Annotated in this window: 21 protein-coding genes and 1 pseudogene; 11 read left to right on the top strand and 11 right to left on the bottom strand. The window is 72.7% G+C overall.

The window, feature by feature from the left end; translation table 11 throughout:
* The first annotated feature begins 119 nt into the window (after positions 1-119).
* Positions 120-356 (top strand): hypothetical protein, encoded by a 237-nt coding sequence (locus ACIF80_RS28390; RefSeq protein WP_399809887.1) that lies wholly within the window; start codon positions 120-122, stop codon positions 354-356.
* Between the two features lie 80 nt (positions 357-436).
* On the opposite strand, the gene ACIF80_RS28385 is transcribed toward ACIF80_RS28390, so the two are convergent.
* Complete coding sequence (locus ACIF80_RS28385; RefSeq protein WP_399809885.1) at positions 437-1,168, bottom strand: 4'-phosphopantetheinyl transferase; 732 nt, start codon at positions 1,166-1,168, stop codon at positions 437-439.
* Positions 1,165-2,073 (bottom strand): metallophosphoesterase family protein, encoded by a 909-nt coding sequence (locus ACIF80_RS28380; RefSeq protein WP_399809884.1) that lies wholly within the window; start codon positions 2,071-2,073, stop codon positions 1,165-1,167. The genes ACIF80_RS28385 and ACIF80_RS28380 overlap by 4 nt, the downstream gene beginning before the upstream one ends.
* Positions 2,074-2,320: 247 nt before the next feature.
* Between ACIF80_RS28380 and ACIF80_RS28375 the strand changes: the two genes are divergently transcribed.
* Complete coding sequence (locus ACIF80_RS28375; RefSeq protein ID WP_399809883.1) at positions 2,321-3,523, top strand: ATP-grasp domain-containing protein; 1,203 nt, start codon at positions 2,321-2,323, stop codon at positions 3,521-3,523.
* A gap of 369 nt (positions 3,524-3,892) precedes the next feature.
* Here ACIF80_RS28375 and ACIF80_RS28370 read toward each other — a convergent pair whose 3' ends face one another.
* Positions 3,893-5,230 (bottom strand): 6-phospho-beta-glucosidase, encoded by a 1,338-nt coding sequence (locus ACIF80_RS28370; RefSeq protein WP_399809881.1) that lies wholly within the window; start codon positions 5,228-5,230, stop codon positions 3,893-3,895.
* A 527-nt stretch (positions 5,231-5,757) separates the two neighbouring features.
* Here ACIF80_RS28370 and ACIF80_RS28365 point away from each other — a divergent pair.
* The 5 genes from ACIF80_RS28365 to ACIF80_RS28345 all read left to right on the top strand — a co-directional run bounded on the left by ACIF80_RS28365 (position 5,758) and on the right by ACIF80_RS28345 (position 11,684).
* On the top strand, positions 5,758-7,173 hold the full coding sequence (locus ACIF80_RS28365) for a glycoside hydrolase family 16 protein (RefSeq protein WP_399809880.1): 1,416 nt from the start codon (positions 5,758-5,760) through the stop codon (positions 7,171-7,173).
* 329 nt (positions 7,174-7,502) lie between these two features.
* The gene (zwf, locus tag ACIF80_RS28360; RefSeq protein WP_399809989.1) at positions 7,503-9,083 is read left to right on the top strand and encodes a glucose-6-phosphate dehydrogenase; all 1,581 of its coding nucleotides are present in this window, start codon (positions 7,503-7,505) and stop codon (positions 9,081-9,083) included.
* Positions 9,080-10,015 carry a glucose-6-phosphate dehydrogenase assembly protein OpcA gene (opcA, locus tag ACIF80_RS28355; protein WP_399809879.1) on the top strand — a complete coding sequence of 312 codons (936 nt, stop codon included), beginning with the start codon at positions 9,080-9,082 and terminating at the stop codon, positions 10,013-10,015. Before zwf ends, opcA begins: the two co-directional genes overlap by 4 nt.
* A 152-nt stretch (positions 10,016-10,167) precedes the next feature.
* Positions 10,168-11,094: a phosphogluconate dehydrogenase (NAD(+)-dependent, decarboxylating) gene (gene gnd, locus ACIF80_RS28350; protein WP_399809878.1), complete on the top strand. Its 927-nt coding sequence runs from the start codon at positions 10,168-10,170 to the stop codon at positions 11,092-11,094.
* Between the two features lie 5 nt (positions 11,095-11,099).
* Positions 11,100-11,684, top strand: a complete 585-nt coding sequence (locus ACIF80_RS28345) for a histidine phosphatase family protein (protein ID WP_399809877.1) — start codon at positions 11,100-11,102, stop codon at positions 11,682-11,684.
* Positions 11,685-11,721: 37 nt separating this feature from the next.
* On the opposite strand, the gene ACIF80_RS28340 is transcribed toward ACIF80_RS28345, so the two are convergent.
* Together ACIF80_RS28340 and ACIF80_RS28335 are read right to left on the bottom strand one after the other, a co-directional pair.
* Positions 11,722-13,569, bottom strand: coding sequence for a bifunctional sugar phosphate isomerase/epimerase/4-hydroxyphenylpyruvate dioxygenase family protein (locus ACIF80_RS28340; RefSeq protein WP_399809876.1), 1,848 nt, complete (start codon positions 13,567-13,569; stop codon positions 11,722-11,724).
* 58 nt (positions 13,570-13,627) lie between these two features.
* Positions 13,628-14,512: a shikimate dehydrogenase gene (locus ACIF80_RS28335; RefSeq protein WP_399809988.1), complete on the bottom strand. Its 885-nt coding sequence runs from the start codon at positions 14,510-14,512 to the stop codon at positions 13,628-13,630.
* A 143-nt stretch (positions 14,513-14,655) separates the two neighbouring features.
* Here ACIF80_RS28335 and ACIF80_RS28330 point away from each other — a divergent pair, with 143 nt between their 5' ends.
* Both ACIF80_RS28330 and ACIF80_RS28325 read left to right on the top strand, forming a co-directional pair.
* The gene (locus ACIF80_RS28330; RefSeq protein WP_399809874.1) at positions 14,656-15,327 is read left to right on the top strand and encodes a TetR/AcrR family transcriptional regulator; all 672 of its coding nucleotides are present in this window, start codon (positions 14,656-14,658) and stop codon (positions 15,325-15,327) included.
* A gap of 201 nt (positions 15,328-15,528) precedes the next feature.
* On the top strand, positions 15,529-16,887 hold the full coding sequence (locus tag ACIF80_RS28325; RefSeq protein WP_399809872.1) for an MFS transporter: 1,359 nt from the start codon (positions 15,529-15,531) through the stop codon (positions 16,885-16,887).
* Positions 16,888-17,124: 237 nt separating this feature from the next.
* Here ACIF80_RS28325 and ACIF80_RS28320 read toward each other — a convergent pair whose 3' ends face one another.
* A complete protein-coding gene (locus ACIF80_RS28320; protein ID WP_399809870.1) occupies positions 17,125-17,568 on the bottom strand; it encodes a PPOX class F420-dependent oxidoreductase in 444 nt (147 codons plus the stop codon).
* Between the two features lie 136 nt (positions 17,569-17,704).
* On the opposite strand from ACIF80_RS28320, the gene ACIF80_RS28315 reads away from it, so the two are divergent.
* Complete coding sequence (locus ACIF80_RS28315) at positions 17,705-18,952, top strand: serine hydrolase domain-containing protein (protein ID WP_399809868.1); 1,248 nt, start codon at positions 17,705-17,707, stop codon at positions 18,950-18,952.
* Between the two features lie 31 nt (positions 18,953-18,983).
* Here the strand turns inward: ACIF80_RS28315 and ribA are convergent, their stop codons facing one another.
* Positions 18,984-19,643, bottom strand: coding sequence for a GTP cyclohydrolase II (gene ribA / locus ACIF80_RS28310; RefSeq protein ID WP_399809867.1), 660 nt, complete (start codon positions 19,641-19,643; stop codon positions 18,984-18,986).
* A 41-nt stretch (positions 19,644-19,684) separates the two neighbouring features.
* Between ribA and ACIF80_RS28305 the strand changes: the two are divergent.
* Positions 19,685-20,443, top strand: a pseudogene (locus ACIF80_RS28305) (creatininase family protein); the annotation flags it as partial.
* Here the strand turns inward: ACIF80_RS28305 and ACIF80_RS28300 are convergent.
* Genes ACIF80_RS28300 through ACIF80_RS28285 form a run of 4 tightly spaced genes read right to left on the bottom strand, consistent with a single transcriptional unit; the run spans position 20,329 to position 24,297 of the window.
* Entirely contained in the window at positions 20,329-21,624 is a 1,296-nt protein-coding gene (locus ACIF80_RS28300; RefSeq protein ID WP_399809866.1) for a lysylphosphatidylglycerol synthase transmembrane domain-containing protein, read from the bottom strand. The pseudogene ACIF80_RS28305 and the gene ACIF80_RS28300 sit on opposite strands and share 115 nt — an antisense overlap.
* Positions 21,621-22,637 (bottom strand): class I SAM-dependent methyltransferase, encoded by a 1,017-nt coding sequence (locus tag ACIF80_RS28295; RefSeq protein ID WP_399809865.1) that lies wholly within the window; start codon positions 22,635-22,637, stop codon positions 21,621-21,623. The genes ACIF80_RS28300 and ACIF80_RS28295 overlap by 4 nt, the downstream gene beginning before the upstream one ends.
* Positions 22,634-23,902 (bottom strand): glycosyltransferase family 4 protein, encoded by a 1,269-nt coding sequence (locus tag ACIF80_RS28290; protein WP_399809863.1) that lies wholly within the window; start codon positions 23,900-23,902, stop codon positions 22,634-22,636. The genes ACIF80_RS28295 and ACIF80_RS28290 overlap by 4 nt, the downstream gene beginning before the upstream one ends.
* Positions 23,899-24,297: a 6-pyruvoyl trahydropterin synthase family protein gene (locus ACIF80_RS28285; RefSeq protein ID WP_399809862.1), complete on the bottom strand. Its 399-nt coding sequence runs from the start codon at positions 24,295-24,297 to the stop codon at positions 23,899-23,901. Before ACIF80_RS28285 ends, ACIF80_RS28290 begins: the two co-directional genes overlap by 4 nt.
* Positions 24,298-24,406 lie beyond the last annotated feature (109 nt).

The raw sequence follows: 24,406 nt of genomic DNA, 5'->3' as shown, positions 1-24,406 counted from the left end.
AGCCGGGGCGGACCGGCGTGCGGCACGGACCGATTGTCAGTGGCGGGCGGCAAGCTGGGGGTGCGCCCGCACCGTGCGGGACGCCCGATGCGGGATCATGACCCGGGGAGAGCGAAGCGATGCCCACCGCCGTACTGACCGACCGCGAGCGCACCGCCGTCCAGGCCTATCTGCGACTGCTGCACACGGTGCGCGCCGCCTACGACGGGGAGACCGGACCGCCGGGTTCCCGCAGGCCCCCGATGGTGGCGCCCTCCGTTCTCGCGGAGGCGGAGACCGCCCTGGCCCGGGCGGGGCTCTCCGGCAACGAGGAGTCCTTCTTCCGGATGCTCCGCGACTGGCACCCGCGGCCGTGACCCGGCCGCACGGCCGGCCGGAGCCGGCCGCGCCGGGGGCGGGCACGGGGCGCCGCGCTGTTCCCGGCCCCGCCGCCCGGTCAGCCGTGCGGTACGGCGACCGCGGTCGCGACCAGACCGCCTTCGACGGTCCAGCGGCCGTCGAAGTGGCCGAGATGGCGGTCGCCCACCCGGGGCCCGGGCACCAGGAGCGCCGCCCGGAACCCGCCGCGCACCGGAGCCCCTGGCCCCTCGGAGGCAGAGCCGCCGGGGCCGGAACCACCGGTGGCGCCGCCGCCGGGTTCGGCGAACAGCTCGATGTCGGCCTCCATGAAGTCCAGCCACTTCCCGGTCAGCGGGAACCACGCCTTGTACACGGCCTCCTTGGCGCTGAACAGCAGCCGGTCCCAGTGCACTCCGGGCCGCTCCAGGGCCAGCCGCCCGATGCGCTCCGCCTCTGCGGGCAGCGCCACGGACGACAGCACCCCCTCGGGCAGCGGCCCCTGGACCTCCGCGTCGATACCGAGGGAGGCCAGATCACCCGTACGGACCAGGGCGGCGGCGCAGTAGCCCGCGCAGTGGGTCATGCTGCCGGTCAGCCCGTCCGGCCAGGTGGGTGCACCGCGCTCGCCGGGCAGGACGGGCCGCGGGGGCACACCGAGCTTCTTCATGGCCCGGCGGGCGCAGGAGCGCACCGCGGTGAACTCCCGGCGGCGCTTGTCGACGGCCCGCGCCACGGCTTCCGCTTCCTCGGGGTACAGCGGGGCGTCGGTGCCCTCGTCGCCGTAGGCCTCCACGACGACGACCGTCCCGGGCAGCAACCCCCCGATCACCGGCCACCGCCCTCTCCCACCACGGCCCCGGTACCGGACTCGGCCCCGGCACCGGACTCCTCCCCCGGCACGATCCGGCGCAGCCGCCCCGGCGGTGCCGGCCGTTTCCGCCATTCACGGGGGTAGCCCACGGACACCTCCTCGAAACGGACGCCGTCCTGCCGGGTGCTCCGCGGGATGTGGAGATGGCCGTAGACCATCGTGTGGACGTTGAACCTGCGGTGCCAGTCGTCGGTGAGTACGGTGCCGCACCACATGGCGAACTCGGGGTACCACAGGACGGCCGTGGGGTGCCGGTGCAGCGGGTAGTGGTTGACGAGCACGACGGGCAGGCCCTCGGGCAGTCCGGCGAGCCGGCGTTCGGTCTCCTCGACCCGGGCCCGGCACCAGGCCTCCCGGCTCGGGTACGGGTCGGGGTGCAGCAGGCGTTCGTCGGCACAGACGACGCCGGTGCCGTGCGCGTACTCCAGCCCTTCGTCCTTGGTGGCGCACCCGGCCGGCAGGAAGGAGTAGTCGTACAGGAGGAAGAGCGGGGCCACGGCCACAGGACCGCCGGGGCCCTCCCAGACGGGGTAGGGGTCCTCGGGGGTGATCACGCCGAGGTCGCGGCACTGGTCGACGAGGTGGTCGTAGCGGGCGACGCCGCGCAGGGTGACGGTGTCCTTCGGGTGGGTCCACAGCTCGTGGTTGCCGGGCACCCAGACGACCTTCCGGAACCGGCCCGCGAGGGTGCCGAGCGCCCAGCGGATGTCGTCCACGGTCTCCGCGACGTCTCCGGCCACGAGGAGCCAGTCGTCGTCCGACTCGGGGCGCATCCGCTCCACCAGGGCACGGTTCTCGTCGTAGCCGATGTGAAGGTCGCTGATGGCCCACAGCTGTCCGCCGCCGGCTGCCGTTGACGTCACCTGTCGCCCCCTGAGCATGAAGGATCAACCCGTACGCACACCATGTACGAAGAGTACGGTCACCGGTGGACGGGACCGTGGAATCCGTAACACGCCCGTGGTCCGGGAGCGCGTGGCGAAGCCGTATGATCGGCCGCAACACCGCCGCAGTGAAGCCCTTCCCCCAGGGCCGTCCGGCGATCCTCCATACCCTCTGCCCGGGCACGGGCCGCCGAAGCCTGCCCGCGAACCGTGAAAGGCGGCCTGCATGGCCTCTTGCGTACGCGTATGGCTCAACCGCACGTACGCGGAGAACGTGTTCTTCATGGATCAGGTGAGAAGGAATCCCAGCGACCGGGCCGTCGAGATCCATGCCACCCACGGCGACCCCGACTCCCCCGTACTGGCCGCCGCCGACACCGCCGAGCTGGAGCCCGAGGGCCTGTCCCCGGCGGCGTACGTCGAGTACGCGCTCGCCCAGTGCGCGCGACGCGGCATCGACGTGTTCGTGCCCCGGCTGCACCAGGGAGCGATCGTCGCGCACCGCGCGGAGTTCGAGGCGGCCGGTACGGCGCTGCTGGCTCCGCCGCCCGAGGCGGTGGCCGTCTTCCACGACAAGGTGATCGCCTACGAGGCCGTCCAGGCGATCGGGGTGCCGGTGCCGCCGTGGTGGCGGGTGCGGTCGGCGGACGAGCTGGTCCGCGCGGTGGACGAGCTGGAGGCGCGGGGCCATCGGGCCTGCTTCAAGCCCGCGTCCGGCGCGGGTGGTGTGGGCTTCCGGGTGATCACCCGTGCCCCCTTCTCGCTCACACAGCTGAACGGCTTCCCCAGCCCGTACGTGCCGCTGGATCTGGTGCTGGAGGCGGTGCGGCAGGCCGAGGAGCCGGTGGACTGGCTGGTGATGCCGGTGCTGGAGCAGCCGGAGGTGTCGGTGGACTGCCTCACCGGGCCGGACAACCGGGTCCGGCTGGCCGTGGGCCGCACCAAGAACGGCCGCCGCAGGGGGTTCACCGTGGACGAGCGCTGGCTGGAGCCGGCCCGGCGGATCGCGGAGGGTTTCGGGCTGCACCATCTGTCCAACATCCAGTTCCGGATGTTCGGCGAGCGGCCCGTGCTGATGGATGTCAACACCCGCCCGGCCGGCGGACTGCACCAGTTGTCGCTGTGCGGGGTGAACGCGCCGTGGGCCGCCGTGCGGCTGGCGCTCGGTGACGATCCGGGGGAGATGTCCCCGCCGTTCCTGGGCCAGGACTACTCGGTGGTGTCGGGGCCGCGTCCGCTGCGCCCGGTGTCGGTGCCGCAGCAGCGCGCGGACGTGCCCGCGGACGTCCCCGCACCCGCGCTGGGCGGTGTGCCGGCCCCGGCCGTGCCCGCCGGGCCGCGGGCCGCGGCCGACTCCGGTCAGGTGCGCGCCACCACCGCGGACGCCGTGGCCGGGAGCCCCGCCGCCTGGGGAACGCACCACCGTTAGAACCCGGATGCCGTCCGCGCTCCTTGCCCACCGGCCGGTCCCGGCGCGCTTCCTGCGCCGGGACCGGATTTTTTTCGGGAAATTTCTCCGGAGGGTGTATCAGACGGCGGGTCCCGCGCTCTTAACGGTGGAGGGCGACGGGGGAACCCCTTCCGGGGGACGGGGAAGCCTTCCGGAGGGGACGGGGGAAGCACGGGGGAACGGGGGGCTCGGGTCGGTCGGCCGCTGTCACGGGGGGCGACCGGCCGACCCGATGCATGCCGTCGGTCCCGCCCCGCCGTCAGCCGCGGGGTCGGCACCACGAAGTGCTCTCCTCCAGAAGTTTCTTTCCTTCTGCGTTCTCTTCTTCCGAAGTACTCGTCCCCAGAGCTACTTGAGGTAGGCGAGGCCGGGGTGGACGGCGGTGTAGCCGTCGACGAGGCGGCGGGCCACGTTCACGGAGTCGACGAGCGGGTGCAGCGCGAACGCCTTGACCGCATGGGCACGGGAGCCGGACTCGGCGGCACGGAGCACCTCGCGCTCGACCGCCTTGACCGCGCAGACCAGGCCGGTGGCGTGGCCCGGCAGCGGATCGACGGAGACGGGGTGCGCTCCCTGGGCGTCGACCAGACAGGGGACCTCGATGACCGCGTCCCCGTCCAGCACCGAAAGGGTGCTGCGGTTGCGGACGTTGAGGATCAGGGTGGTGCGTTCGTCACGGGCGACGGCCCGCATCAGGGCGAGGGCCACTTTCTCGTAGCCGCCGGACAGGTCGTCCTCGTCACGGTCGCCGGCGCCGGCACTCTCGCGGTTCTCGGCCATGTAGGTGGCCTCGCGTTCGGCGCGGGTGCGGTCCCAGGTGGCGAGAGCGGGGATGTCCGGGTCGCCCACCTGCGTGTAGAAGCGGGCCTGTTGGTCGTGGAGGAAGGCGCCGCGGGTCTTCTCGGCCCGCTGGTAGGCGCGTACGGTCTCCCGGTTGAAGTAGTAGTAGTGCAGGTACTCGTTGGGGACGGCACCGAGGGACTGGAGCCAGTCGGCGCCGAAGAGCCTGCCCTCCTCGAAGGAGCCGAGCAGGGGCAGGTCGGCGAGCAGGCGCGGGAGTTCGTCACGGCCCTTGACGTACAGGCCGCGCACCCAGCCGAGGTGGTTGAGGCCGACGTAGTCGATCCACGCCTCCCGCGGGTCCGCGCCGAGGACCCGGGCGATGCGACGGCCGAGACCGACCGGCGAGTCGCAGATGCCGATGACCCGGTCGCCGAGGTGGCGGGACATGGCCTCGGTGACCAGGCCCGCCGGGTTGGTGAAGTTGATGACCCAGGCGTCGGGGGCGAGCCGGGCCACCCGCCGGGCGATGTCCACGGCGACGGGGACGGTACGCAGCCCGTAGGCGATGCCGCCCGCGCCGACCGTCTCCTGTCCGAGGACGCCCTCGGCGAGCGCGACCCGCTCGTCGTTCGCCCGGCCCTCGAGGCCGCCGACGCGGATCGCGGAGAAGACGAAGTCGGCGCCCCGCAACGCTTCGTCCAGGTCGGTGGTGGTGCTCATCTCGGGAGCGTCGGGCACGCCGGCCGCCTGTTCGGCCAGTACACGGGCGACCGCATACAGTCGACGGTCGTCGACATCGTGGAGAACGACCTGGGTCACCCGCCCCTCGGCGTGGTCCCCGAGGAGCGCGCCGTACACCAGCGGGACCCGGAATCCCCCGCCGCCCAGAATCGTCAGTTTCACGTCCGCACCCTTCCCACCACGGCGGCGTCGACGCCTGCCGTTCCGATCGTCCACCACGTCACTGTCCTCGGTCATGATGCCTCCGGCCGGCAGTGGGGATCCGCCCGAGCCCGGGGACGCCCCCTCACCGGTGAGGCTCCGCCCGCGGGCGCCGGTGAAGGTCCGGGGCCAAGCGGAGGGCACGCGCTCGGCATGTGGTCGAACGGAAAACCGCGCGCGGTGCCCGGTCACCGGCGGGCGCCGCTCCGTACGGCCGGGCGTGGCGCTGTTGCACCCATTCACGTCAATTCATGAGATGAACTCTCCTCGCGCGCAAGGACTTTCTCGGTTACACCTCTTGACGGCCACGGGGGCGCGGAGCACATTGGCGACACCGTGAGAGCGCTCTCACAGCCGATGAGCAGGGCTCTCGGGCACTCCCCCGCTCCTGGATCCGCACCTGGAACCGCACGCGGATCCGCGTCTGGATCCGCACCTGACCGACCGACGCACCCGCACCCGCATCCGTCTCCGAGAGGCATCCCCACATGAGTGACACCTCCGGCACCCCCCGCAGACCCCGTGCCCCGCGCAGATCCCGCCCGCTGCGGCGGGCGCTGCTGGCCGCCGTCGGCACGCTCGGGCTCGCGCTCGCGGCCTCCACCATCGCCCTGCCGTCCGCGAGCGCCTCCGCCCCGACACCCCCGTCGGGCTGGAACCAGGTCTTCGTCGACGACTTCAACGGCGCCGCGGGCAGCGGCGTCAACACCTCCGACTGGCAGTACGCGACCGGCAAGGGATACCCGGGCGGCCCCGCCAACTGGGGCACCGGTGAGATCGAGACGATGACGTCGAACCCGCAGAACGTCTCCCTCGACGGCAACGGCAACCTCCGCATCACCCCGCGCCGGGACGCCTCCGGGAACTGGACCTCCGGCCGTGTCGAGACCAACCGTTCCGACTTCGAGCCGCCGGCCGGCGGCACCCTGCGCGTCGAGAGCCGGATCCAGGTGCCGAACGTGACCGGTGCCGCCGCCAAGGGCTACTGGCCGGCGTTCTGGATGCTGGGCGCGCCGTACCGGGGCAACTACTGGAACTGGCCGGCTGTCGGCGAGCTGGACATCATGGAGAACACGCAGGGCAACAACACCGTCTTCGCCACGATGCACTGCGGCACCGCGCCCGGCGGGCCGTGCAACGAGAACAGCGGTATCGGGGGTTCGACCACCTGCCAGGGCACGACCTGTCAGGCCGGCTTCCACACCTACCGGCTGGAGTGGGACCGCTCGAAGAGCGTGGAGGAGATCCGCTTCTCCCTCGACGGCAACACCTTCCACACCGTGCGGGAGAACCAGGTCGACGCGACGACCTGGACGAACGCCACCGACCACGGCTTCTTCATCATTCTCAACGTGGCGATGGGCGGCGGTTTCCCCGACGCCTTCGGCGGCGGCCCGGACGCCGGTACGCAGCCCGGCCACTCGATGCTCGTCGACTACGTGCAGGTGCTGACCTCCGGCGGCGGTGGCACCACGCCCCCGCCGACCGGCAACCGCGACGCGTACGGCACCATCCAGGCCGAGTCGTTCGACGCCCAGTCCGGCACGCTGACGGAGACCACCACCGACTCCGGCGGCGGCCAGAACGTGGGCGCGCTGGCCAACGGCGACTGGATGCAGTTCAAGGGCGTCAACTTCGGCTCGTCCGCGGCCAGGCAGTTCTCGGCCCGGGTGGCGAGCGGTGCGCCCGCCGGGGTCAGCGGTCTGGTCGAGGTGCGTCTGGACAGCCGCGGCAACGCCCCCGTCGGGAGTTTCTCGGTGGGCAACACGGGCGGCTGGCAGTCATGGCGGACCGTCCCGGCGAACACCGCGTCCGTGACGGGCACGCACGACGTGTATCTGACCTTCACGAGCGGCCAGCCGCAGGACTTCGTGAACGTCAACTGGTTCACGTTCGGCCGCTGACCACCGGCAGGTCCACCCGGCCGGCCGCTCCCCCGAACCACCGACTTCCCCGACCGGCCGAGGGGGCCCCACGCACGCGTGGGGCCCCCTCACCCATGCCCGCGACCCGGCGCTCTCCCGGGACGCCCGCGCCGCAGGGCCACCTCCCCACGAATACGTCATACTTTTACTGGTAAACATGTTACGGAGGTGAAGGTTCGGGCGTACCGGGACACCCTGTAGTGGAGAAGAGGGCCGAGGGCGCCACGACGTACGGGCGCGCCGGGCAGAAATCCGCGGGAACGGTGGGGCAGGCCTTCGACCACCTCGACGACAAGGAGCTGACGGGAATGACCGAGGAGACGACCGGGGCTCCGGACGGGAAGACCTCCGGGGATCCGGACGGTACCGAATGGTCCAATCCCCTGCGTGACCCGCGCGACCGCCGCCTCCCTCGCATCGCCGGCCCCTCCGGGCTCGTCATCTTCGGGGTCACGGGCGATCTGTCGCGCAAGAAGCTGATGCCGGCGGTGTACGACCTCGCCAACCGGGGCCTGCTGCCGCCGGGCTTCTCGCTGGTCGGTTTCGCCCGCCGGGACTGGGAGGACCAGGATTTCGCGGAGGTGGTGCACGACGCGGTCGAGGAGTACGCCCGCACCCCGTTCCGCGAGGAGGTCTGGCAGCAGCTCGCCGAGGGCATGCGGTTCGTCCCGGGCGACTTCGACGACGACACGGCGTTCGAGCAACTGCGCTCGGCTGTCGACGAGTTGGACAGCTCCCGGGGCACCGGCGGCAACTACGCGTTCTACCTCTCGGTACCACCGAAGTTCTTCCCGAAGGTGGTCCAGCAGCTGAAGAAGCACGGGCTGGCCGACGCGCCCGCCGGAGCCTGGCGGCGCGCGGTGATCGAGAAGCCGTTCGGCCACGACCTGAGGTCGGCCAAGGAGCTCAACGCGATCGTCCACGAGGTGTTCGCGCCGGACCAGGTCTTCCGCATCGACCACTACCTGGGCAAGGAGACCGTCCAGAACATCCTGGCGCTGCGCTTCGCGAACACGATGTTCGAGCCGATCTGGAACCGGTCCTTCGTCGACCACGTGCAGATCACCATGGCCGAGGACATCGGCATCGGCGGCCGGGCCGGCTACTACGACGGCATCGGCGCCGCCCGTGACGTCATCCAGAACCACCTGCTCCAGCTCATGGCGCTCACCTCCATGGAGGAGCCGGCCTCCTTCGACGCGGCGTCGCTGCTCACCGAGAAGCTGAAGGTGCTCCGGGCCGTGCGGCTGCCCGAGGACCTGGGCCGGCACACCGTGCGCGGGCAGTACACGGCGGGCTGGCAGGGCGGCAGGCGGGTGCGGGGCTACGCGGAGGAGGACGGCATCGACGCGGGCTCCACCACCGACACCTACGCCGCCGTCAAGCTGGGCGTGGAGAACCGCCGCTGGGCGGGCGTCCCCTTCTACCTGCGCACCGGCAAGCGGCTGGGCCGCCGGGTCACCGAGATCGCGGTGGTGTTCCAGCGTGCGCCGCACTCCCCCTTCGACTCCATGGCGACCGAGGAGCTCCGGGAGAACGCCGTCGTGATCCGGGTGCAGCCGGACGAGGGTGTCACGGTGCGGTTCGGCTCGAAGGTGCCGGGCACCTCGATGGAGATCCGGGACGTGTCGATGGACTTCGCCTACGGCGAGTCGTTCACCCAGGCCAGCCCGGAAGCGTACGAACGGCTCATCCTCGACGTCCTCCTCGGGGACGCCAACCTGTTCCCCCGGCATCAGGAAGTGGAAGAGTCCTGGAGGATCCTCGACCCGGTCGAGGAGTACTGGGCATCCCACGGCAGACCGGCCCGGTACTCGGCCGGTACCTGGGGGCCCGTGGAAGCCGACGAGATGCTCGCACGAGACGGACGGAGCTGGCGCAGGCCATGAAGATCGATCTGACCGACACCACGGCAAGTGATGTCAACAAGGCGCTGGTGCGGGGCCGCCGCGCCATCGGCACTCCCGCGGTGGGCATGGTCCTGACGATGGTGCTCGTCACGGACGAGGAGAACGCCTACGACTCGCTCAAGGCCGCCGAGGAGGCCTCGCACGAGCACCCCTCCCGCATGCTGGTCGTCATCAAGCGGCACGCCCGCACCCCGCGCGAGCGCACCCATCCGCGGCTGGACGCCGAGGTGCGGGTCGGTTCGGAGGCCGGTACGGGCGAGACCGTCATCCTGCGCACCTACGGCGAGGTGTCCGACCACGCCGACTCCGTGGTGCTGCCGCTGCTGCTGCCGGACGCGCCGGTGGTCGTGTGGTGGCCGTCGGACGCGCCCGAGCACCCCTCGAAGGACCCGCTGGGCGCGCTGGGCCAGCGCAGGATCACCGACCTGTACGCGGTGGAGAACCCCCTGGAGGTCCTGTCGGCCCGGATGCGTACCTACGCGCCCGGCGACACCGACCTGGCCTGGACCCGGCTGACGCCGTGGCGTTCGATGCTGGCCGCCGCCCTGGACCAGGCCCGGCTGACGGTGACGTCGGCGGCCGTGGAGAGCGAGGCCGAGAACCCCAGCGCGGAGCTGCTGGCGCGCTGGCTCGGGGCCCGGCTGAACGTGCCGGTCGAGCGGGTGGAGACGGCCGGCCCGGTGGTCACGGGGGTGCGGCTGGGCACGGCGGAGGGCGAGATCGTCATCGACCGTCCGGAGGGCCCGATGGCCACGCTGTCGCTGCCGGGGCAGCCGTCGCGGCGGCTCGCGCTGAAGGTCCGCCCCCTGTCCGAGCTGATCGCCGAGGAGCTCCGGCGCCTCGACGCGGACGAGATGTACGCCGTCGCCCTGCGCGGTGAGCCCGCGGAGGAGGCCCCCTCCCCCGCCTGAGGTCCCGGCCCCGGCGAGGGCCCCGCCCGTGTGCGAGGAGCCCGCTCGTACCCCCGAGGGCCCCGGCCGTGCCGGCATCCGTGACACGTCCGCACCGACCCGCCGCCCCGGTGGGCCGCCCCACCCACCACGACATCGGGAAGTGAACTGAGATGCAGATCGGTCTTGTTGGTCTCGGAAAGATGGGCGGCAACATGCGCGAGCGCATTCGCGCCGCCGGACACACCGTCGTCGGCTACGACACCAATCCCGACCTCTCCGACGTCGGCCATCTGTCCGACCTCGTCGACCGGCTCGACGGGCCGCGCGCGGTCTGGGTGATGGTTCCGGCCGGTGCCGTCACCCAGCACGTCATCGACCAGCTGGGGAGCCTGCTCAAACCGGGCGACACCGTCGTCGACGGCGGCAACTCCCGGTGGACGGACGACGAGAAGCACGCCAAGGAGCTGGGCGCCCGTGGCATCGGCTTCGTCGACGCGGGTGTCTCGGGCGGTGTGTGGGGGCTGGAGAACGGCTACGCCCTCATGGTCGGCGGCGACGAGGAGCACGTGCAGCGCCTGAAGCCGATCTTCGACGCGCTCAAGCCGGACGGCCCGTACGGCTACGTCCACGCCGGCAAGGTCGGCGCCGGCCACTTCGCGAAGATGGTCCACAACGGCATCGAGTACGCGATGATGCAGGCCTATGCCGAGGGCTGGGAGCTGCTGGAGAAGATCGACTCGGTGGACAACGTCCGCGAGGTGTTCCGCTCCTGGCAGGACGGCACGGTCATCCGTTCCTGGCTGCTCGACCTCGCGGTCCACGCCCTGGACGAGGACGCCCACCTGGAGAAGCTGCGCGGCTACGCCGACGACTCGGGCGAGGGCCGCTGGACCGTGGAGGCGGCCCTCGACAACGCGGTGCCGCTTCCCGCGATCACCGCCTCCCTGTTCGCCCGGTTCTCCTCCCGGCAGGAGGACTCGCCGCAGATGAAGATGGTCGCGGCGCTGCGCAAGCAGTTCGGCGGGCACGCGGTCACGTCCGCGGACCGGCCCGGTGCGGCGGCCCCGGGAAGTCCGGGAAGCCCGGACGGGGCGTAGCCGCCGTGGGCGATCTGCTGCTCGCCCGGCACGGGGAGACGGAGTGGAGCAGGTCCGGGCGGCACACCGGCCGGACCGACCTGCCCCTGACACAGGACGGCGAGGCGCAGGCCAGGGCGCTGGCCCCGCTCCTCGAAGGCCGCTCCTTCACCCTCGTCCTCACCAGCCCGCTGGCCCGCGCCCGGCGCACCGCCGAACTGGCGGGTCTGGCGGACGCGTTGCCGGAACCGGACCTGCGGGAGTGGGACTACGGCGGCTACGAGGGCGTCACCACCGCCGACATCCACCGCACCCGGCCCGGCTGGGACCTGTGGACCGACGGCGTGCCGCCCGGTCCCGAGTTTCCCGGCGAGTCCCCCGGGCAGGTCGGCGAGCGGGCCGACCGGGTGCTGTCCAGGGTGGCCGGGGCGCTCGACGCGGGCGATGTGATGCTCGTGGCGCACGGCCACCTGCTGCGGGTCCTGACGGCGCGCCGGCTGGGCCTGCCGCCCGCGGGCGGACGGCTGTTCCGGCTGGAGACGGGCACGCTGAGCCGGCTGTCGCTGGAGCACGGCAGTCCGATGGTCGCGGAGTGGAACACCCGGCCTTGAGTGACGGCCCGGGGCGGTGGGGCCGGCTCCCGGCTCCTCAGCCGCCGCTGAGGGCGCTCGCGGCCCGTACGGCGTGCTGGGCGGCGAGCCGCACCGGCGCGTTGCGGGCGCCGTAGCCGCGGTGGCCGCCGTCACGCTGGAGGAGTTCGAAGAACACCCGTCCGACGGTGCGGGTGTAGCAGTGCCGCAGACTGCCCCCGGCCTCGTCACGGTCGTAGAGGATGCCCAGCTCGCGGTACGTCTCCAGCTCGCCGTCGGCGAACTCGTGGCGGGCGGCGAGGTCGTCGTAGTAGTTCGCCGGGATCGGCAGCAGCGGGGCGCCGGCGTCGCGGAATCTGCGGGCGGCGGCGACCACGTCGTCGGTGGCGAACGCGATGTGCTGGGCGTGCACGGTGTCGTCGGTGGGTGCGGCGCCGACGGTGAGGGCGATCCGGACGGTGCCGTCGGGGTTGCTGACCGCGCGGCTGCGCTGCAGGCCGTAGGGGTCGGCGACGTCGACGCTGTCCTCGGCGTCCAGTCCGAGCACACTGCGGTGGAAGAGGGCCGCCTCGTCGAAGTGGTGCCAGGGCTGGGTGAGCGCGAGATGGTCGATGCGGTGGACGCCGGGGGCGGCCGGGGGCTGTCCCACGTCCTCGAAGTCGGCCCGCCAGCCGGTGTGCCGGGCGTCGCGCCCGGCGTCGCAGAAGAACAGTTCGGTGCCGTCGGGGGCGGCGACCGCGTCCAGCGGGGCGTCCTCGGGTGCGCGGCGGCGGGGCAGCACGGGCGCCAGCAGGGCCTCCGCGCGGGCGGCGGCACCGCCGGGGTCGGGTGACTCCAGGCCGACTGCGGCGAGCTGGGCCGCGTCGCGGCGTACGACGGCTCCCGTGTTGACGAGGATCCGGGCCTCGCCCTGCTGCCAGAGGTCGACGGGCTTGCTGCGGTGGCGGGCGGTACGGGCGAAGCCCAGGGCGTCCAGCAGCCCGGTGAGGGGTTCGGAATCGGCGGTGACGAGTTCGGCGAAGGCGAAGCCGGTGGGGACGACGGGGGCGGGGATGGCCGGGGTGGCCGTGAGCGGGGCGGACGGCCGCTCTTCCGCCGCCCCCACCTCCTCCTGCAGCGCGAGCAGGGAACGGCGGGCGTCGACGGCGGTCGGGGCCGCCTCGGCCTGCCGGAACACGTCGTTGAACACCTCGAGGGACAGGGGGCCCGCGTAGCCGGTGCGCAGGACGTGCCGGACGAGACCGGCGACGTCGAAGCCGCCCTGTCCGGGGAAGCAGCGGTGGTGGCGGCTCCACTGGAGCACGTCCATCGCGGGCAGCGGGGCGTCGGCCAGCTGGAGGAAGAAGATCTTCTCGCCGGGGATGTCCTCGATGCCCCGGGGGTCGGACCCCCGGGAGAGGATGTGGAAGCTGTCCAGACAGGTGCCGAGCGCCGGATGCCCGGCCGCCTCGACGATGCGCCAGGCGTGGTCGTACGTACTGACGTGCCGCCCCCAGGCCAGCGCCTCGTAGGCGACGCGGATGCCGAAGTCCTGCGCCAGGTCTGCCAGTTCGCGCAGGTGCGCGGCGGCGAGGGCGTCGTCGTCGACCGCCTCGGGGTCGACGCTGGAGCAGACGAGCACGGTGTCGGCGCCGAGTTCGCGCATCAGGGCGAACTTGTGCCGGGCGCGCCGCAGGTTGCGGGCGAACAGCTCGGCGGGCACCGCCTCGATGTCCCGCATCGGCTGATAGAGGTCGACGGTGAGTCCCAGGTCGGCGCAGCGGGCGCGGATCTCCCGCGGGGCGAGCGGGCTGGCGAGCAGATCGTTCTCGAAGATCTCCACGCCGTCGAAGCCCGCGCGGGCGGCGGCGGTGAGTTTCTCGGTGAGGGTGCCGCTGAGGGAGACGGTGGCGATGGACGTACGCACGTCGGTACCTCTGCTTCCGTGACTTCCGTGGAGCTTGGTGAGCTCCTTGTTCCGAGTGCTACTTGGGGGCGGGCACCGGGCCGGTGAGCTCGGTGAGATGGTCGAGCATGCGGGCCCGGTCGGGTTCCCGGCCGGTGAACAGACGGAACGCGTCGGCGGCCTGGAAGGCGGCCATGCCGCCGCCGTCGAGGGTGGCGCAGCCGGCGGCGCGGGCGGCGCGCAGCAGGTCGGTCTCGAGGGGCCGGTAGACGACCTCGGCGACCCACAGTCCGGGGTGCAGCAGGTCCGCGGGCAGGGGCAGGCCCGGGTGGGCGGCCATGCCGGTGGGGGTCGCGTGCACCAGGCCGCCGTTGCCGTCGGCCAGGGCGAGGAGCTCGGGCAGCAGGGCCGGCGGCGCGGCGGCGGCGCGGTCGGCGCCGAAGGCGCGGTTCAGGGAGCCGGCGAGTTCGTCGGCCCGCTCGGGCAGGGCGTCGACCACGGTGACCCGTCCGGCGCCGAGGGTGAGGACGGCGTGCGCGACGGCGGCGCCGGCGCCGCCCGCGCCGAGCTGCACCACGCGCTCCAGCGGCACGTCGGGCAGGCCGCGGGCGAAGGAGGCGGCGAAGCCGGTGACGTCCGTGTTGTGGCCGACGGCCCGGCCGTCCTCGAAGACGACGGTGTTGACCGCGCCGAGCGCCTCGGCCTGCGGATCGAGCGCGTCCAGGTGCTCGACGACGTGCCGCTTGCACGGGTGGGTGATGTTGAGCCCGTCGAATCCGAGCAGCCGGGCCGCGCTCAGCAGCTCGCCCACTCCCTCGGGCGGTACGCCGATCACGTCCAGGTCGAGGAGCCGGTACAGACAGCGCAGGCCCTGCCGGCCGGCCTCCCGCTCGTGCAGCGCGGGGCTGAGCGACGGGCCGATGCCGGAGCCGATCAGCCCGACGAGAAACGAGTCCTTGAGCACCGACGCCTCCAGAGAGCGGCTCACTAATGTACGAACCAGTACGTTAGCTATATCAGCCGGTCGGGCGGCACGGAAGACCCGACGGGCCGGCGGCGTCCCCCCTTCTACAATCACCGGCACTGCCCTCCCACCCGAAGGAACCCATGACCAGCGTCGAAGAACCGGCACGGCCCGGCGAGCGCGAGCGCGTCCGTGACGCCGCCCGCACCAGGGCCGAGATCCTCGACGTGGCGACCCGGGAGTTCGCGCGGGCCGGCTACGACGGTGCCCGTGTCGACGAGATCGCCGCCCGCACCCGCACCACCAAGCGGATGATCTACTACTACTTCGGCGGCAAGGAGCAGTTGTTCACGGCCGTGCTGGAGCGCGCGTACGGCGTGATCCGGGAGGCCGAGCAGGAACTGGACGTCGATCACCTGGACCCGGTGGCGGCCATCCGGCGCCTGGCCGAGGTGACCTTCGACCACCATGAGCAGCACCCGGACTTCATCCGCCTGGTGAGCATCGAGAACATCCACGGCGCGCAGCACATCGCGGCCTCCGGGAAGCTCGGCAGGATGGGCTCGCCCGCGCTCGACGTGATCCGCCGGATCCTGGCCGCCGGGCAGAGCTCGGGCCTGTTCACGGCCGATGTGGACGCCGTCGACCTGCACGCGATGATCAGCGCGTTCTGCTTCTTCCGGGTGTCCAACCGGCACACCTTCGGCGCGCTGTTCGGCCGCGACCTGGTCGACGCGGACCGGCGCGAGCACTACCGGGCGATGCTGGGCGACATGGTGATCGCGTACCTGACGGCGGAGCGGGCGACGGACTGACCTGCGCACGGCGCGCGCCGGCCCCGCTCCGGCGGACTCCGGAGCAAGTCCGCGCGACGCCACCCCTTGACAGCGTGCACGGTCGGGCGCAGCATCCGTACCCAGCCGCGACTAACTACCCAGTGGGTTAATTAGCACTGCGGCGCCTCCCCTCCGCTCGTCCTCCGCGTACCGTCGTGGAGTCCCCCGAAGGAGCCCGCCGTGTCCGTCCCCAACCCGCCCCGCGACTCCTCTCCGCCCGGACAGCCGAAGAAGGCGGCGACCGCCGCCTGGATCGGCAGCGCCCTGGAGTACTACGACTTCTTCATCTACGGCAGCGCGGCGGCGCTGATCTTCCCGGAGGTCTTCTTCGACGACTCCGACCCCGCCACCGCCACTCTGCTGTCCCTGGCGACGTTCGGTGTCGCGTACGCGGCCCGGCCCGTCGGCGCGCTGTTCCTCGGCCACTACGGGGACCGGGCCGGCCGCAAGAAGATCATGGTCTTCACGCTGATGCTGATGGGCCTGTCGACGTTCCTCATCGGCTGTCTGCCCACCCGCGACCAGATCGGCACCCTCGCGCCGGTCCTGCTGGTGCTGTGCCGCATCCTGCAGGGCATCTCGGCGGCGGGCGAGCAGGCCAGCGCGAACTCGATGACCCTGGAACACGCGCCGCCCCACCGGCGCGGCTTCTTCACCAGTTTCACCCTGAGCGGCACGCAGGGCGGTCAGCTGCTCGCCACCCTGGTCTTCATCCCGGTGGCCGCGATGCCCGAGGAGCAGTTGCTCTCGTGGGGCTGGCGGGTGCCGTTCTGGATGAGCGTCGCGGTCGCCGTCGTCGGGTACGTGATCCGCCGCAAGCTCGACGAGACGCCGGCCTTCGAGCAGCAGACCGCGACCGAGGGTGTCGTGAAGCTGCCGCTGGTGGTGCTGCTGCGCGAGCACTGGGCGGACGTCCTGCGGGTGGTCGCGGGGGCGCTGATCGCCTCGGTCAGCACGATCTTCACGGTGTGGGCGCTGGCCTACGCGACCAGCGATGCGGTCGGCATGTCCCGCACGTCGATGCTGTGGGTGGCCGCGCTGGCGAACGTCGCCGCGCTCGCCGCGATCCCGCTGTGGGCCACGCTCTCCGACCGGATCGGCCGCCGGCCGGTCTACCTGGTCGGCGCCGCCGGCAGCGCGGTGGCGATGTTCGCCTACCTGTGGGCCATCTCCACCGGCAACTTCGCGCTGACCATGCTCCTGGGCATCATCGCCTTCGGTGTCGTCTACAGCGCCGCGAACGGTGTGTGGCCCTCCTTCTACGGCGAGATGTTCCCGACCCGGGTGCGGCTCTCGGGTGTGGCGATCGGCACCCAGATCGGGTTCGCGGTGGCCGGGTTCGCGGTCACCTTCGCCGCGCAGATCGCCGGCCCGGACGGTGACAACTGGATGGCGGTGGCGCTGTTCACGGCCGCCCTGTGCGTGCCGCCGGTGGTCGCGGCGCTCTCCGCCCGCGAGACGCACCGCGTTCCGACCGAACTGCTCGGCGAACGCACGGCCGACGGCGGCGTGGCCCGGCCGGAGAAAGTGACGGCCTGACCCGCCGGGAGCGACGGCCCGACCCCCGGAGCCGGGATTCTGGCCCCCGGAGCCGAATCCCGGCTCCGGGGGTCCCGCGTCGGCGCGGCCCCGCCCCGCCCGCCTCTACCGGTTGGACCACCCGCGCCGGCACAGCACCGGTCGACGGCCATCGGGGTCCTCGATGCCGGTCCGCTCCGCGGCGTAGGGACCCCACGCTCACCGATCCATCGGCCGTCCGGCGGGGGGGCCGGGGTCCTACGACTCGCCGCGCCGCGGAATCCCGTACGCCCGCTCCACCCGCAGCCGCAGCACGAGGCGGCGGTCGCGGACCATGGCGGCGCGGTAGTCGTCCCAGTCGGGGTGCTCACCGTTGACGTCGCGGTAGAGCCGGATGAGTTCCTCCACCGTCCCGTCGTGCGGGTCGGCGGCGACGGGCGACAGTTCGGCGGTGCCCTCGGCGACCGTGTACGCCCACCGGTCGGCGGTCGTCACGTGGTAGGAGGCCCGGGGGTCGCGCCGCAGGTTGCGGGTCTTGGCGCGGTCGTCCGTGATCGAGACGCGGATCAACCGCTCGTCGGGGTAGTAGGCGTGGTTGACGTTCGACAGCTGGGGCCGTCCGTCCTGCTTCAGGGTGACGAGCACCCCGCCGTTCTCGTCGCCGATCAGCCCCAGCAGGGCCCACTGTGTGTCCTGTGTCATACCCGGCTCAACGGGGCACACGGGGTCGGGTGTTCCCGGTGGGATTCGCCGGTGTGTTCCCGTACGCGGGCGAGGTGCGGCACGGCCCGGGCGGGGTATGCCGCAATCGGTTCGTGAGCGTGATCGAAGGAGTGCCATGGGAGTGCTGCGGCAAGAGGCCGAACCGGAGGAGACCGGTCTGGACGCGAAGGCGCTGGGCCGGCTGGACCGGCACTTCGCGCACGAGGTCGACGAGGGGCGGCTGCCCGGATTCCTGGTGTCCGTCGCGCGGGGCGGGCGGATCGCCCACCTCACGGCGTACGGGCGGCGGGACGTCGCGGCCGGGCTGCCGGTGGAGAGCGACACACTGTGGCGGATCTACTCGATGACCAAACCGGTGACGGCCGTGGCCGCGCTGACCCTCGTGGAGGAGGGCCGGCTGTCCCTGGACGACCCGGTCGGCCGCCACCTGCCGGCGTTCGCCGAGCCGCGCGTGTACGAGAGCGGCTCCGGCGACGGGATACGGACGCGTCCTGCCGCGGGCCCCCTGCTCGTACGGCATCTGATGACCCACACGGCCGGGCTGACCTTCGCCTTCTACCACGCCCACCCCGTGGACGGCCTGTACCGCGAGGCCGGGCTGAACTCGTCCGTGGCGCCGGGAACGGACCTCGCCGGGACGGTCGACGCGTACGCGCGGCTGCCGCTGCAGTTCGACCCGGGGACGCAGTGGAACTACTCGGTCGCCTCCAACGTGCTGGGACGGATCATCGAGGTGGTCTCCGGGCAGCCGCTCGACGTCTTCTTCGCGGAGCGGATCCTCGGCCCGCTGGGGATGACGGACGCCGGGTTCCACGTCACCGGCGAACAGGCCGGACGGCTCGCGGAGTTGTACGGGGAGACAGAGCGCTCCGGCGACGGTGACGGCTACGGCCTCGAGCCCGTCGCCGGGCTGCCGCTGCACGGCCGGCCCCGGTTCCTGTCCGGCAGCGGGGGCCTGGTGGCCTCGGCCCGCGACATGCACCGCTTCATGGAACTCCTGCGGCGGCGGGGCGAGCTGGACGGCGTCCGGCTGCTCGCCCCCGGGACCGTGGACCTGATGACCCGCAACCAGCTTCCCGGCGGCGCCGATCTGCGCGCCTTCGGCAGCCGTCCGGCCCACGACGAGCCCGGCAACGAGGGGATCGGCTTCGGCCTCGGCGTCTCCGTCGTCGTCGACCCGTCCCGTACGCAGGCCCCGTCCGGCCTCGGCACGTACGGCTGGACGGGGGTCGCCACCACGGCGTTCTGGGTCGACCCGGGCCGCGACCTGACCGTGCAGTTCTACACGCAGGTGCGGCCCAGGTCCTCCCACACGGCCTTCCGGGACCTCAAACGGCTCGTGCACGAGGCCGTGACCGGCTGAACCCGCCGCCTCCGTCCGGCCGGGGGCGCCGTCAGGACCAGTGCGCCACCGCGTCGAGGTGGGGCAGGTTGTGGTCGAGGCGCTCCCGCTTGGTGCGCAGGTACGTGATGTTGCTCTCGCACGGCGGTATCAACAGCGGTACCTGCTCGGTGACCTGGACACCGTGCCGCTGCAACGCGTCGCGTTTGCGGGGGTTGTTGGACATCAGCCGGACCGACTGCACCCCCAGGTCCCGGAGGATGCCGGCGGCGACGCCGTAGTCACGGGCGTCCACCGGCAGGCCGAGGGCGAGGTTCGCCTCGACCGTGTCCAGGCCCTCCGCCTGCAGGGCCATCGCGCGCAGCTTCGCCAGCAGGCCGATGCCGCGGCCCTCGTGCCCTCTCAAGTAGACGACGACGCCCGCTCCTTCGGCGGCCACGGCGCGCAGCGCGGAGGAGAGCTGGTCACCGCACTCGCAGTGCTGGGAGCCGAACGCGTCCCCGGTCAGGCATTCCGAGTGCAGCCGGGTGAGGACCTGGTCCGTGCCGATGTCTCCGTAGACCAGGGCGACTTGTTCGTCACCGCGGTCGTGGTCCAGGTAGCCGACCGCCTGGAACTTTCCGTACACGGTGGGCAGCGGCGCATTCACGACGCGTTCCACACCGGTCCGCTGCGAGGGCTTCTTGCCGAGTACGCCTATGTTTTCTGTCATGATTCTCGAGTTCCTAAGCAGAGACGAAAGGCCGTGAGGATATGAGTGGTTCACCAAAGCGGTCGGCGGCATACGGCCCGGTCCACGGTCTGTTGCCGGCGGATACTACAGAAGATGTACGGAAGCGGGGCGCCGACGTCTCACGGCAGATCGCGGTACTTCCCGTCGGCAGTTTCGAACAGCACGGCCCGTTCCTGCCGCTGGCGACCGACACCCTGGTGGCGTGTGCCGTCGCGCGGGAGATCGCCGACGCGTACCCGGTGCATCTCCTGCCTCCGGTGACGATCGGCTGCTCGCACGAGCACGCGGCCTGGCCGGGGACCGTCTCCATCTCCTCCGTGACCCTTCACGCGGTGGTACGGGACATCGCCGACTCGCTGCGCCGGTCCGGCGTGGACACCCTGGTGGTGGTCAACGGACACGGCGGCAACTACGTACTCGGCAACGTCGTTCAGGAATCCTCCGCCCGCGGCGAGCGCATGGCGCTGTTCCCCGCCCCGGAGGACTGGGAGAGCGCGCTCCGGCACGCCGGCGTGGCGACCTCACTGCTCACCGACATGCACGCGGGGGAAATCGAGACCTCCATCCTTCTGCACACTCATCCCGAATTGCTCCGACCCGGTTATGAGACCTCCGATCACGTCGCCGACGACCGGCGCCAGTTGCTCACGCTGGGAATGTCCGCCTATACCGATTCCGGTGTCATCGGCCGCCCTTCGCTGGGCTCCGCGGAAAAGGGCAGGGAACTTCTGGCGAGCCTCGTGGATTCCTTCGGCGCGTATTTCTCGATGCTCACCTCCGGTGGCGGCAGCGGCGCGTAGTCCGGGGCGAGCGGCGCGCGGCCGGGTCCGGACGCCGTGCGGCCGGGGGCGTCCTGGGCGCGGGAGGCGGGGGCGGGCGCGGATGCCGGCGGGGCCGCGGTGGTGGCGGCCGTCCGGCGTCCGGCGCGCAGGCCGGCGTACCAGCGGGCGACGAGCACGACCACGCCGGGCAGGCTCGCCGCGAGGCTGAGCACTCCGTAGACCACGGCGACGGTCAGACCCCGGCCCGCGCCCAGTCCCGCGGCGCCGAACGCCCAGGCGGCGACGCCCTCGCGGGGTCCCCAGCCGCCGACGTTCAGCGGCAGTGACATGGCGAGCAGCGCCAGGACGGCCAGCGGCAGCAGTTCGGTCACCTCCGCGCCGACTCCGGCGACGCGGGCGGCGAGGACGAACATCGCCAGGTATCCGGCGAGGACGACGGCGGAGGAGACGAGGACGCCCGGCCCGTTGCGCCGGGACAGCAGCCCTTCGCGTGCCTCGGCGAGCGCCGACCGCAGTGCCCGGCCCCGGCGGGACGGCCTCGGCCGGTTCATGCGCAGGGCGAGGACGACGGCGCAGGCGCCCAGCACGGCGAGGCCCGCCGGCAGTGCCGTCTGCCTCAGGTCGTCCCGGACCGGGGACGGCAGGGTCAGCAGCATCACGGTCCCGGCGGCGAACAGCGCGAACTGTCCGGCCATCCGTTCCAGGACGACGGACCGCACCCCGCGGGCCAGGTCGCCGGTGCTCTGCCCGTGCCGCACCGCCCGGTGGACGTCACCGAGGACGCCACCGGGCAGGGCCGCGTTCAGGAACAGGGCACGGTAGTAGTCGGCGACCGCAGGGAGGAGCGGCAGCCGGATGCGCAGGCCGCGGGCCACCAGCGCCCAGCGCCAGGCACTGAACACCGTGGTCACCAGCCCGATCCCGAGTGCCACCAGCAGGGACGGCCCGTCGATCCGGCGCAGCCCGTCGACGAAGACACCGGTGCCCAGGCGCCACAGCAGCACGGCGAGGATGGCGACGCCGGCGAGGGTGCCGAGCCGGGTGCGTACGGCGGGGGTGTTGAGCCGGGCGAGAAGGGCGCGGGGGCCGGTGCCGTCGCCGGTGCTGCCGGGGTCCGGCGGGGACGTCTCCGGAGCCGGCCTGCCCCGTACCGGTGTCTCCGCCGCCCGGGCGGTCACGCCGCGCCGCCCGCCGGACGGCACAGGGCGAGCAGGTCGCTGTGGTGGACGACGACCCGCAGTTCGCCCGCGGCGCAGGCCTCCAGGCGCTCGGCCAGGTAACGTCCCGCGGGCTCCGCCAGTTCGGGGCGTTCCTCCACCGCCGCGCCGACCCAGCCCCGCAGCCACTGCGCGGTCAGCCCGGCCTGTTCGGGGCCGAGCCGCCAGGGGCTCGGGGCGAGCCGTACGGTCGCCCCGTGTTCGGAGAACGCCTCCGCGGCCGCGGTGGCCGCGTCCGGGCCGAGCAGTCCGCCCCGCTTCTGGTGGGCGTTGAACGCCTCGGTGATCTCCTGGTCCAGCGGGTGCGGGGCGGTCAGTTCGACCCGTCCGGCGACCGACAGTGTCAGCAGCGCCGGGCAGCCGGCTCCGGCACAGGCGGCGGCGAGGGCGTCGACGTCCTCGCGGGTGAGGACGTCGAGGAGCGCGGACGCCGTCACCAGGGAGGCGCCGGACAGGGCGTCCGCGGTGAGCCGGGCGACGTCACCGCGCCGGGTCTCCACGCTGACGCGGCTGCCGTCGGCGGCGGACCGCGGGGAGGCGACGGCGGCGAAGTGCAGGAGGTAGGGGTCCCGGTCGTGCAGGACCCAGTGCTGGGCGCCGTCCAGGCGGGGTGCGAGCCAGCGGCCCATCGAGCCGGTGCCGCAGCCGATGTCGTGGATGATGAAACCGTCGGCCCGCCGGGGCAGGTTGGCGAGCCGGATGCGCAGCGGGTCGAGCAGGTCGTGGGCCCGCGCGAAGGCGTCGGCGGGCTCGCGCAGCTGGAGCCACTCGGGCGCGTACCGGGCGGGTTCGTCCGCCTCGGTATCGGTGTCGGTGCCGGCCTCCCGCAGTCGGAGGGTCGCCCGCTCACCGGGACGCGGTGCGGGACCGGCGCCGGGGATGACGGACCGGTCGTCCTCGTACCGGGGGCCGGGCTGGGCCGGGATCGCGTCGGTGCCGCTGCCGGCCTGCTGTGTCGTCGCCTGGTCGGTCATGCGGCCCTCCGGGGTTCGGCAGGAAGCCGGCGCAGTACCGTCGCCAGGCTCTGTGCGGTGCTCGCCCAGCCACCGAGCGCGGCACGCCGGCCGCGCGCGGCCGCCTTCAGCCGCCGGCGGACGTCCGCCTCACCGAACCAGCCGCGCAGTTCGACGGCGATGGCGGCGGGGTTCTCCGGCGGGACGAGGATGCCGGGCACCCCTCCGTCGGGGGCGCGGCCGACCGCCTCGGGCAGGCCGCCGACATCGGTGGCCAGGACCGGGATGCCGCGCGCCAGTGCCTCGGTGACCGCCATGCCGTACGTCTCGGCGTACGAGGTGAGGACCATCAGATCGGCGGTGGCGTAACTGGCGTCGAGCTCGGCGCCGGCCTTCGGCCCGGTCAGTTCGAGCCGGTCCTGGAGACCGTGCTTGCCGATCAGGTACTGCAGGTGGGTGACGTACTCGGGGTCGTGGGCGAGCCCGCCGACCAGGGCGCAGGTCCACGGCAGGTCGGACACCGCGGCCAGTGCCTCCACCAGCCGGTGCTGTCCCTTGCGCGGGGTGACGGCGGCGACACAGAGCAGGCGGGAGACGCCGTCGGTGCCGGAGGCGAGGGGCGCGATGTCGGCGCCGGGAGCGGCGACGTGGACGCGGTCGGGCGCGAGACCGTGGTGGGAGACCAGGCGGCGTACCGCCCAGTCGCTGGTGCCGATCACGGCGGGCACCGCGCGCAGCACCGCGCGCTCGCGGGCGTTCAGGTCGGCGGCGAGGGCCGGGGCGAGTCCGGTCTCGTCGCCGAGCGGGAGGTGGACGAGGACGGCCATGCGCAGCCGTTCCGCCTCCGGGACGACGATCTCGGGGACTCCGCAGGCGACCAGTCCGTCCAGCAGGACGACGGTGCCGTCCGGCAGTTCGCGCAGGGTGCGGGCGAGTGCGGTGCGGGCGGTGGCGTCCGGGCGGGGCCAGTCGCCGGGCACGGCGTGCCGCTCCACCTGCCAGCCGAAGCCGGGCAGGTCCAGGCACACGCGCCGGTCGTACGCGTTGCCGCCGCTCGGCACCGACGGGTCGTCGACGCCACCCGGCATCAGGAAGTGCACACGGCGCAGGGACATGGGGATGATCCCCCCGTTCCATCGGGCGGAGGCCTGGGCGGCGGCGGCGGACGGGGCGGGCGCCTGGACGGCGGCCTGGGCGGATGCCTGGGCCGGGGACTGCAGCGGGACGTAGTCCAGGCGGGCGCGGTCGACGGCCTTGTGGGGCACGCCGATGGTCGTGTCGGTCACAGCGCACGCTCGTAACTCGCCCAGGCGATGTGCGACTCGTGCAGGGTGATCGTGAGTCCCGCGATGCCCTTGGCGCCCTCGCCCAGGGCGCCCTTGTGGATGCGCTCGGCGAGCCGGTCCGCGATGACCTTGGCCAGGTACTCCGTGGAGGTGTTGATCCCCGCGAAGTCGGGTTCGTTGTCGAGGTTGCGGTAGTTCAGCCCGCCGACCACGGCCCCGAGTTCCTGTGTGGCCAGGCCGATGTCGACGACGATGTTGTCCTCGTCCAACTGTTCGCGCTTGAACGTGGCGTCCACGAGGAACGTGGCCCCGTGCAGGCGCTGGGCCGGTCCGAAGACCTCGCCGTGAAAGCTGTGGGCGATCATGATGTGATCGCGGACGGTGATGCTGAACAACGGACGACCCTCCAGGTGCGGCGCGTCTGTTCCCCGGCCGATCGCCGCCGGGGATGTCGGGTAGTACGGCCGTACGCCTCCCGGCGTTCAGCGTCGGTTACGTCTTTTC

This window comes from Streptomyces sp. NPDC085927, from assembly GCF_044540975.1.
Taxonomy (GTDB): domain Bacteria; phylum Actinomycetota; class Actinomycetes; order Streptomycetales; family Streptomycetaceae; genus Streptomyces; species Streptomyces hirsutus.
The sequence above is the reverse complement of the archived record's forward strand: the minus strand, read 5'-3'. Positions and strand labels throughout refer to the sequence as shown.

Bases quoted from the DNA above. Each gene is read 5' to 3' on its own strand.
- ACIF80_RS28390 (WP_399809887.1), top strand. From the start codon at position 120: ATGCCCACCGCCGTACTGACCGACCGCGAGCGCACCGCCGTCCAGGCC.
- ACIF80_RS28375 (WP_399809883.1), top strand. From the start codon at position 2,321: ATGGCCTCTTGCGTACGCGTATGGCTCAACCGCACGTACGCGGAGAAC.
- ACIF80_RS28365 (WP_399809880.1), top strand. From the start codon at position 5,758: ATGAGTGACACCTCCGGCACCCCCCGCAGACCCCGTGCCCCGCGCAGA.
- zwf (WP_399809989.1), top strand. From the start codon at position 7,503: ATGACCGAGGAGACGACCGGGGCTCCGGACGGGAAGACCTCCGGGGAT.
- opcA (WP_399809879.1), top strand. From the start codon at position 9,080: ATGAAGATCGATCTGACCGACACCACGGCAAGTGATGTCAACAAGGCG.
- gnd (WP_399809878.1), top strand. From the start codon at position 10,168: ATGCAGATCGGTCTTGTTGGTCTCGGAAAGATGGGCGGCAACATGCGC.
- ACIF80_RS28330 (WP_399809874.1), top strand. From the start codon at position 14,656: ATGACCAGCGTCGAAGAACCGGCACGGCCCGGCGAGCGCGAGCGCGTC.
- ACIF80_RS28320 (WP_399809870.1), bottom strand. From the start codon at position 17,568: ATGACACAGGACACACAGTGGGCCCTGCTGGGGCTGATCGGCGACGAG.
- ACIF80_RS28315 (WP_399809868.1), top strand. From the start codon at position 17,705: ATGGGAGTGCTGCGGCAAGAGGCCGAACCGGAGGAGACCGGTCTGGAC.
- ribA (WP_399809867.1), bottom strand. From the start codon at position 19,643: ATGACAGAAAACATAGGCGTACTCGGCAAGAAGCCCTCGCAGCGGACC.
- ACIF80_RS28295 (WP_399809865.1), bottom strand. From the start codon at position 22,637: ATGACCGACCAGGCGACGACACAGCAGGCCGGCAGCGGCACCGACGCG.